General features: G+C 58.6%; 8 protein-coding genes. 2 read left to right on the top strand and 6 right to left on the bottom strand.

What is annotated here, in order from left to right:
* Window positions 1-128 precede the first annotated feature (128 nt).
* Window positions 129-2,447, bottom strand: a complete 2,319-nt coding sequence (locus tag ACFFSY_RS09030; RefSeq protein ID WP_377492979.1) for an AraC family transcriptional regulator — start codon at window positions 2,445-2,447, stop codon at window positions 129-131.
* Window positions 2,448-2,677: 230 nt separating this feature from the next.
* On the opposite strand from ACFFSY_RS09030, the gene ACFFSY_RS09035 reads away from it, so the two are divergent.
* The gene (locus tag ACFFSY_RS09035; protein WP_377492981.1) at window positions 2,678-4,288 is read left to right on the top strand and encodes a sensor domain-containing diguanylate cyclase; all 1,611 of its coding nucleotides are present in this window, start codon (window positions 2,678-2,680) and stop codon (window positions 4,286-4,288) included.
* Between the two features lie 91 nt (window positions 4,289-4,379).
* Here the strand turns inward: ACFFSY_RS09035 and ACFFSY_RS09040 are convergent, their stop codons facing one another.
* The 3 genes from ACFFSY_RS09040 to ACFFSY_RS09050 all read right to left on the bottom strand — a co-directional run bounded on the left by ACFFSY_RS09040 (window position 4,380) and on the right by ACFFSY_RS09050 (window position 8,701).
* A complete protein-coding gene (locus ACFFSY_RS09040; protein WP_377492983.1) occupies window positions 4,380-4,916 on the bottom strand; it encodes a GyrI-like domain-containing protein in 537 nt (178 codons plus the stop codon).
* 110 nt (window positions 4,917-5,026) lie between these two features.
* Entirely contained in the window at window positions 5,027-6,529 is a 1,503-nt protein-coding gene (locus ACFFSY_RS09045; protein WP_377492985.1) for an MATE family efflux transporter, read from the bottom strand.
* A 114-nt stretch (window positions 6,530-6,643) separates the two neighbouring features.
* Complete coding sequence (locus ACFFSY_RS09050; RefSeq protein WP_377492987.1) at window positions 6,644-8,701, bottom strand: beta-galactosidase; 2,058 nt, start codon at window positions 8,699-8,701, stop codon at window positions 6,644-6,646.
* Between the two features lie 134 nt (window positions 8,702-8,835).
* On the opposite strand from ACFFSY_RS09050, the gene ACFFSY_RS09055 reads away from it, so the two are divergent.
* Complete coding sequence (locus ACFFSY_RS09055; RefSeq protein WP_377492989.1) at window positions 8,836-9,672, top strand: AraC family transcriptional regulator; 837 nt, start codon at window positions 8,836-8,838, stop codon at window positions 9,670-9,672.
* 533 nt (window positions 9,673-10,205) lie between these two features.
* Here ACFFSY_RS09055 and ACFFSY_RS09060 read toward each other — a convergent pair.
* The gene (locus ACFFSY_RS09060; RefSeq protein WP_377492991.1) at window positions 10,206-14,501 is read right to left on the bottom strand and encodes a glycosyl hydrolase 53 family protein; all 4,296 of its coding nucleotides are present in this window, start codon (window positions 14,499-14,501) and stop codon (window positions 10,206-10,208) included.
* A gap of 244 nt (window positions 14,502-14,745) precedes the next feature.
* Complete coding sequence (locus ACFFSY_RS09065; protein WP_377492993.1) at window positions 14,746-16,335, bottom strand: DUF3502 domain-containing protein; 1,590 nt, start codon at window positions 16,333-16,335, stop codon at window positions 14,746-14,748.
* Window positions 16,336-16,367: the final 32 nt, after the last annotated feature.

Here is a 16,367-nt window from a genome sequence, read left to right on the forward strand (position 1 = left end):
CGGTATGTTCGAAGGCCTGTAGACGCGTGATCTGCTCGCTCGTGCATCAGCTCGCGGGTTACCAAACGAAAAAAAGAGCCCGCTTGGCTGCGGACTCTTCTCGTTCCTTTTCGATGGCTGGTATACGCCTATGATGCCGATTCCCGATATTGACCGGGCGTGACGCCGACTTGTTTCTTGAATACGCGGATGAAGTTCTTCGGCTGATAGCCGACCTTCTCGGAGATGACGTTCACGGGCAGGTCGGTTTCTTGCAGGTAACGCTTCGCCTGGTCGACCCGAATGCCGGTCAAATATTCGATAAAGGAAATGCCCATCTGCTTCTTGAACAGCTTGCTCAAATAATGCGAGCTGATCCCGCTCATCTGCGCGCATTGGTCCAGCGACACGTCGTCGGCGTAATGCTCTTGCAAATAATGCACCACCTGCTCGACCACATGCTCGTACGCCTGGCTTTGGCTCCCTTGGACCGATGCGGCGATCGGCGTCAGCAGTCGCGCGTCGATCCAGTCGTGAAGCTCCTGAGCGGTCGTATGGCGGATCATCTCTTCGTATGGATTCGACGCCTTCGCGAATAACTGATCTGACTGGATGCCGAGCAAATACGCCATCCGCAGCAGCGTCGTGAGCAGCTGCTGGTAGGTCATCCGAATGAGCTCCGGCCGATTGACGTTCTGGGCGAGCGCGCGGGAGAACTCGTCCAGCATGCGGCGCGCCTCCGCCAAATCGCCAAGCTGCAGCGAGTTCTCGATCTGCGCTTCGATCTCGACCGGGTAACGGTACTGGATATTCGGGTACGACCGGTCGGAGCTGCTGATTAGCTTGCCGCTGCCGACGAGGAAGCGGGAGCGAACCGCGAGCACCGCCTCCTGATAGAGCTGCGGGAGTGCGGACACGGAATCCGCAATCTCGCTAAGCCCGATCGTAATCGGCACCTTGAGGTAATTGGCGAACCGCTCGCGCATGAGCTCGGCGGCTGCTTCCGTACCTTCGCGCCAGCCTTCGTCCTCGCCGGCGTCGTTCATGAGCCAGATCGCCACCTGGTCGTCCAGCAGCTGGATGACGATGCCGTCCAGCCCCGTCTCCTCCGCGGTGATCGTATCCATCGCCATGTTCTTGATCGTGAAGACGATGAGGTCCTTATCCTTCTCGGTGAACCGGTTCTCGCCATCGCGCGCCGGATCGTACGCCACGAGCAGCACGCGATGCCGGCGGAACGCCGGTATATTATAGCGATGGAACACTTGCGCCAGCTGCGGCTCCGAATAGTGGGCGAAATGACCCTGCAGCAGCTGAAGCGCGAAGCTCTCCCGTATGATCGGAATTTGGCGGTTGACAAGATCCTCCAGCTGCACCGCCTGCTCGCTCAGCTCCTTCCACCTGCGGCTGACATAGCCCATTTCGTCCTGGACGCCTTCGCCCTCCTTACCGCCGCGGACGAGCGTCAGGAGGCTGGCGACAGGCTGATAGGCTTTGCGCGTGCCGAGCGAGGAGATGAGAATGCCCATTAGCAGGAAGAAGGCGACGATCGCCAGCGTAATATAGGCGATGCCGTTCGCCTGCTTGTTCAACTGATGGACCGGAATCATATCCGTATACGTCCAGCCGTTGAAGGCCGATTTGATCGGCGTAACCTGATAATCGACGCCGGCCCACTCGTAGATGAAGCTCTGTTCGGTTTCGGCTTGCGCATGAACCTTCTTATATAAAGGCTCGGGCGGCTGTTCGGAGCCGACATGGGCAATAATGGTACCATCTGCCCCAAAGATAAAGATGCGCTCCCCTGCGTACGTGCGGAATTTCTCGATCATCGTGCGGAACTGTGTATCGTCGATTCGGATGAAAATAAGGCCGACGGCTGCCCCGGTCTGCAGCGGAGCGCGCAGCACGAGCGTCACTTCCGAAGGCTTCGGCGATGGTAGGAATGCATACGGCTCCGTCGTCCACTTGAAGCGGACCTCGCCGCTTAATTCATCATATAATTGCTTCATTTGGTCGGAAGCATCCACTCGTATGCCGCCGAACGTCGGCGACTGGATGTAGCCATCCGCCCACGTGTACATGGCGATATCGCGTATTTCTTGATTCGCGCTCTGGAACGCGGAGAGATTCTGGAAGATGCCGGAATAGAAGGACGCATAGTTCTCGGCGCGCAATTCCTGCAGATCGGAGGAAAAGAAGGAGCCCAGCATAAGCTGCATCGCGTTGTTCTGCACCCGATCGAGCGTCTGGTCAATCGTCGCGGAAGCATTACTGAGCAGGCGTATGTTCGATTCACTCACTTCTCGCTTGATCGTGGAGGACGAATACAGGTAGCTGAATATGCCCACGAATATAATCGGGATGACCGATGCTAATATCGAAATGGTAATCATCCGCCGCATGAGCAAATCGCGTTTGGGACGAAAAATTCGGATCGGCGGCAGAAAGCGAGCGAACTTCGGCATGGGGACACCCTCTCTAGATGTACGTCTAGGCTATCTTCTCTATTATAGCGTAGACGAGCTCCTCCTTCATACCCTCATGCCGCAACAAAAATGCCCTTGATAGATGCGGCAATGATCGCGAATGCGAGGCCGTGCGGCGTGGAACTTTTACCACGAAGGAAGTAAAGGATATTTGTCGCTCTTGTCGAATATAGTCGATAACTCAAAAATTAGATTTAGGATGTGCAAGCATGGCTCTTCTGCCCAAACTTCAGTCGCGAGGCATCCGGCTGGCCGCAGTATTGACCTTACTAGTCGCGGTCGCCGTCTTGTGCGCGCTGTTCATTCAACTGATTGCTTCGTACCAGTCCGAGAAAAATAGCCTGACCGACACGACGCTTACGCTGAACTACTCGAACGCCAACAAAATCGCAGGTACGATCGACTCCTTGTTCACGTCCATGCGCAGCAGCCTGAAGGCGACTGCCGAACACGTCTCGGAGACGGATGCGTTCGACGCCGGAGATATTCAGCGCGAGCTAGAGCTGATCCGGGTGACCAGCCGCTACTTTAACTCGCTGTCTTGGGTTGACGAGACGGGCTACGTGCACAATATCGCGCCGCTCAGCGTCGGCTTGAAGGGCAAGACCATCAAATCGGGCTTGACGAAGGTCGCCATCGACCTTAGACGCCCCTATTCGTCCGAGCCTTATATTGCCCCGAGCGGACGCCTCATCGTCTTGCTGAGCGAGCCGCTGTACAATCGGGCGGGCGAATACCGCGGCATCTTGGCCGGATCGATCTATTTGCAAGAGAGCAACATTCTATATGAGATTCTCGGCAATAACGTCGTGGACGAGACCGGCTCCTATTTCTACGTCACCGGACCGGACGGACGGATTCTGTATCATCCCGACCATACACGCATTGGCGACAATAGCGATGCCAACCCGGTCGTCCACAGGCTTAGGGAGGGACTGAACGGCAAGCAGCAGGTGACGAATACGGTAGACACTCCGATGCTGGCCGCCTACGTGTCCGTCCACCAGAACCGGTGGGGCGTCGTCCAGCAGACGCCGGTCGAGGCCGTGCACGACAGGCTCGCAGCCAATCTTCGCAGACAGGTGCTCTACATGCTCGCGCCGTTCCTGCTGCTGCTGCTGATCGTCGTCTTCATCGCGCGCAAGCTAGCGCAGCCGTTCGTCTCGCTCGCCGATACGGTCAAGCGAATGTCCGAGGGAACCTATACGCCGATCGCCCATACGAAACCGCACTGGAACCGAGAGGCAGAGCTGTTGACGAAGACGGTCATTTTCGCGATGGAAGAGATGCGCAAGAACAATAAGCAGCTCATCCTCGAGGCTTCCACCGATCCTTTGACGGGACTGATGAACCGCCGCACGATGACCGATATCATGGATGGCTGGTTCGAGGCGCGTATGCGATTTGCGATCGTCATCCTGGACATCGATTATTTTAAATCCGTCAACGACACGTTCGGCCATCAAGCAGGCGACGAGGTGCTCAGATCGCTCGCACGCACGCTGAACCATTCCGTCCGCCGCAACGACCTGTGCTGCCGCTACGGCGGCGAGGAATTCGTCCTCCTCTTCCCGGGACTCCGCGCAGACGAAGCGTTCGCTCAGGCGGAACGAATACGCAGGAAGGTCGAGCGGATGTCGGCGCCGATCGGCCGCAGCGTGACAGTCTCCATGGGGGTGGCGGAATATCCAAGCCACGCCGACACGATGGAGACGCTCATTGAATTGGCGGATCGGGCTCTGTATCAAGCCAAACAGAACGGCCGCAACCAGACGGTGCTCGCGTCTTCGAGGGATACGGGGGAACCGGACATGGAATAACGACAAAGAGACTTGCCGACGGTTCATAAGCCGCTTCGGCAAGTCTCTTCTGCTCGCGCCGGATTCTACCCGACCACCGCGGCGTCTTGTCCTAAGCTCTGCGCTTCAACGGGAAGTGAAGCTCAAACACCGCCGCAACTTCTTCTTCGCCCGCGAAGGCGTCAGCCAGCCGCTCGAACTCGTAATCGTCCACGACGTCGTACGTCTGCTGTGACGGATACCAGACCTGATGCAGATAATCCCACGCTTGTCCGTATTCAGCCGGCTTGCCCCGGAATCTGACCACCGCCGCCTCGCCGCCCGGAATCTGCTTCACAAGCATACCATCCGGCAGGGCATCGGTTCGTCCGTCCACTTCAAACCCGGCCGTGTAAACAAACTCCTGTCCAGGTCCAAACGGTGGCTCGTAGGCGTATAGCCCGATCTTACCCGATGTCGGCGACAATTGCTGTACGCCTTCCGTGCGCTCCAGCAGCTGTCTCCATAGGCGCGGTATTTCCACCTCCGGGCGTACACGCTTCTGATCCACGAACATCTCGATTCCAATGATGCTCCGCTCCCCGCATGTCCTCACCTCAACTCCGATCACGCCAGGGTATTGCTTGGTTTGCTCCGCATTCGAATGCATAGCCAGACCTCCTCGATTAAGGATGAATTCCACTGGTCATTGACCTGATGCGCCATCTGAGCTGATGAAGCCGACGCTTGTTCGGACTTCCAATAGGTGGAATATTCTTCCTAATCATTGTAGGCGAACAAATGTTCCGCGTCAATCCTATTCTTAACGCGCCGCCGTCGCCAAAGATAAGCAAACAACACGCCCCGCGCGAGCTCATCTTGCATCATGGCCAGCAGGACCCCTTTCAGCCCCCAGCCGAGCGACACCCCGAACACGTAAGCCCCGCCCGTCGAGACGAACCACATGCCGATGACGGATATGACCGCCACTGGCCGCGCGCCGCCGACGACGTTCAAGGCGCCTGATAGGCAGAATGGAAGGACGCGCAGCGCCTGCCACGCGATGCACATCGCCAGCAGCGGCAGCGAAGAGGCAATGATCGCATGATCTCCCGTGAACAGGCGCATAACGGGTTCGCCCGCGAGCCAGAGCGCCGCCGAAGCGGCGAGGATGAGGAACGTTCCGGCTTGAATCGCCCGATAAGGTCCGCGATGGACGCGCGCATGCAAGCCGGCGCCGTGCCAATGGCCGACTTGAATTGCGAGCGCGCCGCCGACCGCCGACGCGATCATCCAAGGGAACTGCTCCACCGTCTGCAAATAAGTATAGGTAGCGAGCGGAACCGGGCCGAACGACGAAATGACGGCGAGCAGCACCAGTTGGGAGAAGCCCCACGACATCGCCGTTACGGAGACGGGAAGGCCAATGGCTAGTATCTCCCGCACGAGCCCGCGATCCGCACCGCGAAAATCCGCCCGCCCCAAGCGGGGCCGGAACGTTCTCCACAGAACGAAGAGCGCTGCCGCAAGCGCCGCAAGCCGGCTGAGAACGGTGGAGAGCGCCGATCCTTCAACGCCCATCGCCGGGAACGCCCCCGCCCCGAAGATCAGCGCATAGTTTAGCAGCAAATGCAGCACGTTCATGGCGACGGTGATGAGCATCGGGCCTTTGGTGTTGCCTGTGTTGCGAATTAGCGCGTTCACGACGAGATGGAGCGCGATGACGATCAGCGCCGTGCCGACGATGGTCAAGTAGCCGTTCGCGTACGGACGCACCTCGCTCGGCACGCCCATCAGCCGCAGCGCCCAGCCGGAGCCGAATGCGAAGAACAAGCCTCCGGCTAGGCCGAACGCGATATTCACCTGAATCGCGATCGCCGCCGTCTTCCGCGCCTTGGTCCATTGCCGCGCCCCCCACATCCGGGCCAATATCGCGCCAGCCCCCGCGTTGACGACGGTAAACAACATCATTGCCGCCTGCAGAATTTGGTTCGAGACGCCGACGGCAGACACCGCATTGTCGCCGATCCGGCTTACCATAAGCGTATCGACGGTGCCCATCAGAAATTGCAGCATCAGCTCGATGCCGATTGGCCAGGATAACTGCCATAAGCCGAGCTTGGCGGCTTCGCGTTCATCTTCGGCACCGCCCGAAGATGATCCGGGCGGCCGGGTCGGCGTATCCGCCTCGAAGTTCGCGTGCGGCGGGGCGTCTTGTCGTCGACTTCGCTGGCCCTCCTTCTCTTGCAACCGCTCGTTGGCGAAAGAGATTAGGCGTTTCATATGCAGCATCACGTTCTTTCGTTTTGGGTATGGAGCGGCGTGCCGCGCTCTCGCGGCGCCGAAAAAAAGACAAGCCAGAGCGAATCGCCCCGGCTTGTCGTGCGCTATGAAGCTTTAAGCTTGCCGCGTCAGCAAACGAATGCCGTTGACCGGCAGCGTCACCGATTGTTCGGCCGACTCGCCGCTTTCCATGTCGCGGTAGCCGCGAGCATCCAGTTCGACCCTCTGCTCCGCACCGCTGAAGTTCATCAAGAAGACGAAATCGGTCTCGCCGTCCGTGCGCACTTGCGCCGTGACGCCTGCCGGCAGATCTACGTCGATCGCGCGCGCAACGCCCGCTTCGTCGACGATCCGCTTGTAGAACGAGCCCAAGAAATCGTCCTTCAGTCGCGTCGCCATGTGGTAAGCGCGGCCTTGACCGAACCGGTTCACCGTCAGCGCCGGACGTCCCGCGTAGAAGCTGCTCGTATACGTGCCGAGCACCTCCGCGCCTTCCGAATGGATCAGTTCGCAAATTTCGCCTGCTTCGAACTCGCCTTGCAGTCCGAGCGCATTGCCTTCCGCCAGCGTTACGCCGTTGCGGTCATGGTCATACAATCCTTCGATCTCCTCCGCCCAGATGCCGAGCGTCTTGCGAAGCGGTCCCGGGAATCCGCCGAGGTGGCACAGATCATGCTCGTCGACGACGCCCGACCAGTATGTGGCCACGAGCGTGCCGCCCTGCTCCACGAACTGCTCGAGCTTGCGGCCCGTCTCTTCGCGGCACAGGTAAAGCATTGGCGCCACGATCAGCTTGTAGCCCGCGAAATCCTGCTCCGAGCCGATGATGTCGGTCGGCACGCCCTGCTCCCACAGCGCGCGATGATGCGCGTAGACGGTCTCCTCGTATTTGATGCCCATGTTCCGCGGCCCTTGCGAATCCTTGATCGCCCACCGGTTATCCCAGTCGAAGAGAATCGCCGTCTGAGAAGGCGTCACCGTACCGACGACATCCGAAATGTTGCCCATCGTCTCGCCGAGCTTCGCAACGTCCTGGAAAACGCGCGTATGCTCGTGGCCGACATGGTCGACGACGGCGCCGTGGAACTTCTCGCTCGAGCCCCGGCTTTTGCGCCACTGGAAGTACTGCACCGAATCCGAACCGTGCGCGATCGCCTGCAGCGACGACAGCTGGTGCATCCCCGGCTGCTTCAGCTTGCTCACCGGCTGCCAATTCGTCAGACTCGGCGTGCTCTCCATGAGTAGGAACGGCTTGTGCTTCAGCGAGCGGTACAGATCGTGATAGAACGCAACCGATGCGCCCAGCTGGCTGTCGTCCACCTGCTCGTGCCACGTCGGGTAAGCGTCCCAAGAGATAACGTCCAGCACCTCCGCGAACTTGCGGTAGTCCAGCCCTTCGATCATGTGCATGTTCGTCGTCGCCGGCAGCGACGGATTCGCGCTGCGCACCGACTCGATCTCGTGGCGGCAGAAGTCCACCGTCTGATCCGTCACGAAGCGGCGCCAGTCGAGATTATGGCCGTGCACCATGTTCTCCCCGTGCGGAGCCGGCGATTCCACTTGGCTCCAATCGGTGTACGTATGCGCCCAGAACGTCGTCCACCATGCGCTGTTGAGCGCATCCAGAGAGCCGTATTTCTTCTGCACCCATTGGCGGAACGCCTCTTGGCAGTAATCACAGTGGCAGTCGCCGCCGAACTCGTTCGAGATATGCCAGCCGAGCACGGCCGGATGGTTGCCGTAGCGCTCCGCCAGCTTGCCGTTGATAATCGCCGTCTTCTCGCGGTACACCGGCGAGGTATTGCAGTGGTTATGCCGCATGCCATGCAGGTTGCGTACCCGGTTCGCCTCCGTGCGAAGCACCTCTGGGTACTTGGCGCTCATCCATGCCGGACGCGCGCCGCTCGGCGTCGCGAGCCAAGCATAGATGCCGCTTGCCGCGAACGAGTCGAGCACCCGGTCCATCCATTCAAAGTTGAAGTTGCCCTCGGTCGGCTCGAACGCCGCCCAGGAGAAAATGCCGACGGCCATCACGTTGCAGCCGGCCAGCTTCATGAGCCGGATATCTTCCTCCAGCACTTTCGGATCGTGCAGCCATTGGTCGGGATTATAGTCGGCGCCGTGCATGAGCACGGTCAGTTTATCGCTAATTGGCGCAAATTTGGTCGTCATATCCATATCGCTCCTCGCATTATCGTCATATCCGCTTATCTGTTTTGATTATAGATTGAAATCGCTTTATACTCATAGAACAGATACTCCAAAAAATCGTACAATCTTAACATTGAAGGTGGACTGACTTCCTGATGATGCCATTCCTGCTGGCGGAATTCGCCAATCTCGAGCAGCTTCTTCCGCTATATGTCACCTGCGTCGGCAGCCATGCCCAGAAGCATCTCGACCGGCCGGACGGGTATACGGCCCACCAAATTCTATTGTCCCGCAGCGGCAAAGGCTTCTTCCGTCTCGCAGATCGCGGCCTGCTGACGATGACGCCGGGCACGCTGCTGATTCTGCCTGCCGGGGTGCCGCACGACTATTATCCCGACCGTTCGGACGAGGTCTGGGATCTTGGCTTCGTCGCCTTCGACGGCTCTGCGGCCGCCCCGCTGTTGAATCAGATGGAGCCGCTCGTGGGGACCGTTCTTCCGGCGCCGAACTTCAGCGATCTGTGGGACCAGCTGGAGTCGCTGTGGCATTTGATCAGTCTGAACGGCGAGCAGGCTTATTGGGAATCGTCCAAACGGATGTACAATTTGCTGCTCACCGCCTTGGAAGGACAGACCGCCGGCAAGAAGCCCGCCAAGAACGTCTATCCGGCCGGTCAATCGAACGCCGCGCTCCAGACCGCCGTCAAGCTCATCCACGATCATTACAACGAACGTCTGCTCCTGGCCAACGTCGCCCGCGCCGCCGGGTATTCCGTCCAGCACTTCCACCGGCTGTTCGTCGAGAGCTTCGGCGTCACGCCGCAGCAGTATATTCTGCAGCTGCGCATGCGAAGGTCGGTCCAGCTGTTCGAGGAGCAGCCCGGCATCTCCGTCGAGAAGGTCGCCGAACTGATTGGGATGGAGACGAGCTATTTCATACGCATGTTTAAGCGGACTTATGGGCGTACGCCGAAACAGTACAATAAAGGCTAGCGCCCTTTGCCGAGGGCTTCCGCCCTCTGGACACCCGGAATTACACCTCCCCAAGCTGATTCCCTCCCCCTTCCCCCTCCGCCGAGGGGAACCATAGGACTTCGCCCTCTGGACTCCCTTTTTCGTGCTGGCTCGTTTGTTCGCGGTCGGCGGTTGCTTCGAGCTGGCACGCTTTTGTCCTTGCGGACAAAGCTTCAGTCGGTTTTGAAGTCTGTCCTACGACATAAGCCTGTCATCTATAGGCCATGGGTGGCTTCACCGAACTTTCCCTTATCCTTACAGCACTCCCCCCTCCGCCGAGGGGAACCATAGGACTTCGCCCTCTGGACTCCCTTTTTCGTGCTGGCTCGTTTGTTCGCGGTCGGCGGTTGCTTCGAGCTGGCACGCTTTTGTCCTTGCGGACAAAGCTTCAGTTGGATCTGAAGTCAGTCCTACGACATAAGCCCGGACACGCTTTATGTAAAAGAAAGCGCGAACCCTTGTCGGGTCCGCGCTTTTGCTGTTCTGATAATAGTCTTGAGTCCTTTTAAACCTTACTCCCCATACAACACGCCCATCAGCTGATGGATCACCACGGCCGCTTCGGCGCGCGTCGCGGTTGCTTTCGGCGCGAATTTGCCGCCGGTTGTGCCTTTCATGAGGCCTTGCGCCTGCACGGCCGAGACCGCTTCGCGCGCATAGGACGAAATGGATGCTTCGTCGGTGAAGCTTGCCGCAGCTCCAGCGGCCGGCTTGGCACCGGCTGCCTGGATGGCACGGTGAAGCAGCACCGCCATCTCTTCCCTTGTGATGACATCATTCACGCCGAACGTTCCGTTCGTTTTGCCTTTGGCAATGCCCAGCGCCTCGGCAGCGGCAACGGATGCGGTGTACCATTGTCCGGCCTTCACATCGGAGAATTGGCTCGTTTGTGCTTCAGCGGTGCCGCCCATTGCCTGCATAAGCATGTGCAGGAAGGCTGCCCGCGTCACTTGACCGCCCGGCTGGAACGCATCGGCGTTCACGCCTTGGACAATCCCTTTGGCCGCTAGCGCCGCGATGGCTGGCTGCGCCCATGGATACGCCTTCGTATCTTGGAACGTCAGCTTCGCATACGCAGCCGCATACCGGCTGAAGTGCTCCGGCATGAACGAGATCGTTCCCGTCGCTTCATCGTAGCGGACTTGACGCACCGCTTCGAGTCCGCCTTGCTCGTTGACATAGTACACGGCCAGTTGATCCGGGTTCTCGCCATCCTTGAGCGTGTACGGCATGCCGACTTCGATTTTGCCGCCTTGCCATTCGAGCTTCTTGTCGCCAACGGACAGCTGGAAGTCGTAGACCGGACGGTCGCCGACCAGGCTGCGCGCTTCCGCCGTCAGGCTATCTGCGTTCACCTGCGCTACCGAGAGCTCGATCGGCTTGCCAGTCAGGCTTGGCGCCGATTCCAGAAGAGACGGAGCCAGACTGACCCGAACGCCGCCGACTGTAACTTCAACAGCCTTCACATCTTGCTTCGACAATTTAGCCATCCAATCCGTCGGGAGCGATACTTGAGCTCCCTTCGCGCCGGCTGGCAGCTCGATCGCGATGGCGATACGTTTGTTATCGCCTGTCGCCGCTTGCGGCAGATTGTTCGCGCCAAGCTCGACGCTCACCTTGCCGTTCGCGTCCAGCTTGCCGGTCGCGGTCACCTTCACCTGCGAGCCATCGACCGTGACGGTATTCGTGCTCGGAATGCTGACCGTGACAGGGCCGGAAGATTGCTGCTGAGCCGCGACCAGCGAGGCTATCGCCGTCTTCAGTTGTGCAGCTGCGCCATCCACTTGATCCTGCACGACCTCTTGGCTCGTCGCGATGGTCTTCGCCGCTTGGAGGGCGGTCGCAAGCTTCGTCCAGCTGTCGCTCGTGTAGGCGCTCTGCTGCAGCGCTTCGGCCTTCGCGATTTCCGCTTCGAGCGCCGTTTTGTTCGTCAAGAACAGGCCCGTTGCGCTGAAATCCATGAAGCCGACCCAGTCGCCGCCGTTCGTAACCGTTACTTTAATAAATCTGGCAATCGTATTCGCCGGCAAGACAACCGAGGATTGATCGATGACATCGTTCGTCGTGTCTGCCGCCACCGTGTACGTCTCGCCGTCCTGCGATACCTCGATTTTGAACTTCTTCATGCCGGACCACAGGTTCATCGCGACTTTCTTCACGAGCGCCGGTTTGCCGAGATCGACGCTCCACCAGCTGCCCACGCCTTTGTCCGTTCCCCAGGACGTATTCGGATTCGCGTCGATCGCGCCTGCCGGGGAATTGTCTTGACCGCCGCCGCTGCCCGCGCTGGACGATGCGGTCGCCACGACGCCTTCGGCTTCCGTCAAGTCAATGAGTGGAAGGAGGGCCGTCTTCGCCGCCTCCAAGGCGCTCAGCGCCGCATCCACTTCCGCTTGCGTTGCGTCTGCTTTCGCTTGTACCGCGATGGCGGTTGTCAGCGCCTTCTGGAGCGACTGCCACGTCGAGCCGACGTAATCGGAACCGCTCAGCTTGCCGATGTTGGCGATCAGCGCGGCCAACGCGCTCTTGTCGACATTGGACAATTGATCGATCGCTGCATTCAGAGCTGCGACCGCCTCGTTCACTTCCGTCTGCGTCGACTTCGCGCTGGCGAAGATGCTCTTCGCATTCTCAAGCGCCGATGTCAATACGCTCCACGTCTGCGCCGTCCAGTCAGCCTCGTTCAACGCTTCCGCCTCTTCAATGGCGGCAGCCAGCGTCGTCTTCACTGCCGGGATGACATCGAGCGCGTCAATCGCGGACGTCAAGGCCGCCGCGGCCGAATCGGCTTCCTGCTGCGTCAGTCCCGATGCGGCATATGCCTTCGCATGGACAGCTTCCGCAGTCGCGATCGCCGGCGCCAGCGTCGGCCAACTCGCGGTCGTGAAGTCCTCCGCCTTGAGCGCCTTCGCCTTCGCAATGACGCGAGCAAGCTCCATCCGGTTCGCCGGGAACTGCGCCATGCCGACTTTGTACACGTCGAGCGAGTTCAGCGCATAGCCCTTATACGCATAGCCGCCATTCTCCGGATACGAATCGTAGTCGAACATCGACTGATTCTCCCATGCGTCGCCTTCGGAGGCGATCCAGCCGACGTTCGCCGGAATCCAGGCCGGCTCCCAGTAGAAGAAGCCTGCGCCCTTGTCTTCCGGTACGGAAGCGAGCAGCTCCATCATTTTTTTGATCGCGTCGTATTGACCCTGCACAGTCGCCGGCCAGATCGCGCCGCCGACCAGTTTCGCATCGGAATCGATGATATTGCCGTGCGCGTCGCCGTCTTTATACGAGAACGGATACGACGTTTCCGCGATAATGACGTCTTTGTTGTAGCGTTTCGAAATATCGTCCATGTTGCTCTTCACCGCTTCAAGCGTGCCGTGCCAGAACGGATAATACGACAGTCCGATAATGTCGTAATCGACCTTGCCGGTTACCCCTTCCCTCATCCCGCTAATGCCGTCGAAGAAATTGCGGAACGTGCCGTTTTGGCCGCCCTCGGCCAAGTGAATCATGATCTGAATCTTGTTGCCGTCCGTCTCGAACTCGCGGACCGCCTTGGCGCCGCTGTTCAGGAGCTGCACCTGCTCGTTGAAATTGACCGAACCGCCGAGTCCGGTCAGCACGCCGGAATTGATCTCGTTGCCGATCTGAACCATATCCGGCAAAGCGCCGGCCTCTTTCAGCTTCGTTAACGATTCGTGCGTGTAATCATAAACTGCCTGCACCAACCCGTTAAAATCAAGGTCCTTCCATGCCGCCGGACGAACCTGCTGGCCCGGATGGGCCCAATCGTCGGAGTAGTGGTAATCGACGAGCAGCTTCATGCCTTTCGCCTTGACGCGCGCAGCCATGCGGATCACGTCGTCCAGATCGTTGTAGCCGCCCGACTTCGTCGGCTCGTTCCACAGCCGCAAGCGCACGTAGTTGACGCCGCGGTCCTTCAGAATGTCGAGCAGATCCCGCTCCGTCCCGTTCGCATCGAAATACCGTCCGCCGTTATCTTCGATGGCAGTCAACGTGGAGATGTCGACGCCGCGGACAAAATCGTCCCGGTACCACGAGACCGATACATCTGCCGATGGTTGAACCGAAGCCCCTGCGACCGCTCCCGCCACCGTAAAGCTGCCTTCCGCCGCATACTGAGTAGCGTTAACGCTGTCCCATACGACATTCACTTCGCCGCTCGAGCCGTTCGCATAGCGAGCCGTCACCTTGGATGGCAGCGCTGGCGCGATACCGACCTTGGTCGTCAGCGTAACTGGATCGTAGCCAGTAATGGCGCTCGGCGCATGGCCGTCCGCCAGCTCCCAAATCTTCAGCTCCTTGATGCCCGGCCACCAGCCGCCGCCGGCGTAGTACGAGATGGACACTTTCACATAACGAATGTCAGTTTGCTCGAATGTATCCGTTGCGACCGTAGCCGCTGCTTCGTTGTTCGATCGATCGGCCGCCGTTGCCCAATCGGAGCCGTTCTCGGACACCTCGACTTTATATTTAACGTTCTTGTCGGCATCCTTCCACGTAATCTCCGAACCCGCGAGCGAGTAGGCCTGGCCCAAATCAACCTGAAGCCAATGCGTGCCGCCTTCCGCAATCGCGCTCGGCGCGCTCCATGCCGTCCCCGGATCGCCGTCGACCGCCTTCTCCTTGACATTGCCCCACTGCGTATCTTCACCGCTTGCCGTGACCGTCTTGCCTTGCGCCAAATTCACGTCGGCCGCTTCTACCGGCTGCGCGGTCCACACCATGCTTCCCCATGCGAGGAGCAACGTCATCATCAGTGCAAAATGCTTTCTACCTCGACGCATTCGAGCATCTCCTTTGTTTACCATTTGTCGGTGCTGATCACAAACTCCATATGTAAGCGCTGTCTTAAAAAGTAAAAATAAAAGCGCTCCATGTAAGCGAATGGACTATCGTGCGAAGCACTAAAATCGATCATGCGGCATCGTGCCATTTCACCGCACCCCATAAACTTCCAGCTTCACTGTCTTTGAAAAAAGCTGTCCCGAACTTTCGTTGCGGGACAGCCTTCTACCGTTCGATTGCCGATTACTTTTGCGCCGCGAGGAACGCGTCGATTTGAGCTTGCAGCTCGGTTTGCACCTTGTCGATGCCCGCCGATTTCAGCTGCGCGATCAAGTCGGCTTGGCCTTTGTCCAAGTCTTTGATCAGGCCGTATTCGAGCGGAATCGCGTAGCGAAGCATAACGTTGCCGATGTTCGCGACTTCGTTCTTCACTTTGGAGTCGTCGAAGACGAAGGTTTCGAGCGGGAAGTGGTACACTTTGCTCGTCCACGTGTTGAACATGTCGTCCGCCACTTTCGGATAAGCCGCGTCTTGACGGTTCAGCGCCGAGTTCCAGCCCCATACGGAGAAGCCCGATGGCGAGTAGTTCGCCGCGCTTGGACCCGCGTTGTATTTGTCTTCGCCAACCGCCTCGTAGTGCGTGCCAGCAATGCCGTACATCGAGAGGTCATGGATTTGCTTGTCGTTCTGAAGCAGGTCGATCAGCATCAGGGAACGCTCGACGTTCTTGCTTGTCGCGTGGATCGCCAGGCCGTTCTGCGTGGAGATCGCGCTGATTTTCTTCTTGTCCGGCGTCAGATCCGCGATGGCCAGCTCGATGCCGACATTCTCGCGCGTCGATTCCATGATGTTTGCCGCGACCGTACCGATGTTTTGCGCATAGGAAGCCGCTTTGCCTGCTTTAATGTCCTGCCATACGTCGTTCTTGTTGCTGACTACGTTGCGGGACCAGCCGTTGTTGTCAGCCAGATCTTTGTAGTACGCGAGCAGCTGCTTGAATTCCGGCGTGTCATATACGTTGAACACTTTGCCAGCAGCGTCGTCCATTTTGTACGCGAGCGGGAAGTTGTAGTCGACCAGGTTCCATTCGTTTTGCTGCTCGAGCATGATTTGGTCGAGTTCATGCCATTTCCAGCCGTCGGCCGCTTTCGCTTGGAACGCGTTGATGCCCTTCTCGTTCGCCGCGATCGCTTTCACGTACGCTGCATAGGTCTCTGGGCTCGTAACCGGCTCCAGGTTGTATTTCTTGCGCAGATCTTCGCGGATCAGGACGACTTTGTCCGTGATTTCCACGTTGTTGTTCGGCACCATGAACAGCTTGCCGCCGACTTTCGCTTGATCCCAAGCGACTTTAGGCATATTCGCCCATGTTTGCGGGGCATACTTCGAGAGCAGATCATCGGTCAGCTCCAGGAAGCCGCCTTTGAGCGATTGGTCATTGTAGAACGCCCAGTTCGCCGTGTACACGATGTCGAAATCTTCGTTCGCCGCGAATTTCAGCGGGTATTTCTGCGACCAGTCCGCCCAGTCGAGGAACTCCGCTTCGACCGTCGCGTTGATTTTCTCTTTCAGCAGCTTATTGAGCTCGCCGAAGACTTGATCGTAATCCGCCGGTTTGCCGCCGACGAGGAGCATTTTGAGCTTAACTTCTTCGCTTGTATCCGAAGTGCCGGCATTCGCCGTACCCTCAGCCGCGCCGTTCGTTGCGCCATTGTTGGCCGCTTGGTTGTTCGTCTTTGCGGTATTGTTGTTGCCCCCGCAAGCGGTGAGCACAATGGATAACATCATGATGATGGTCAGCAACAGCAGCGCTGATCTTTTCTTGGTTTGCATGAACCGCTTCCCCCTAAAAATATTGATAAGTG

This window comes from Paenibacillus aurantiacus, assembly GCF_042431225.1.
GTDB lineage: Bacteria > Bacillota > Bacilli > Paenibacillales > Paenibacillaceae > Paenibacillus_Z > Paenibacillus_Z aurantiacus.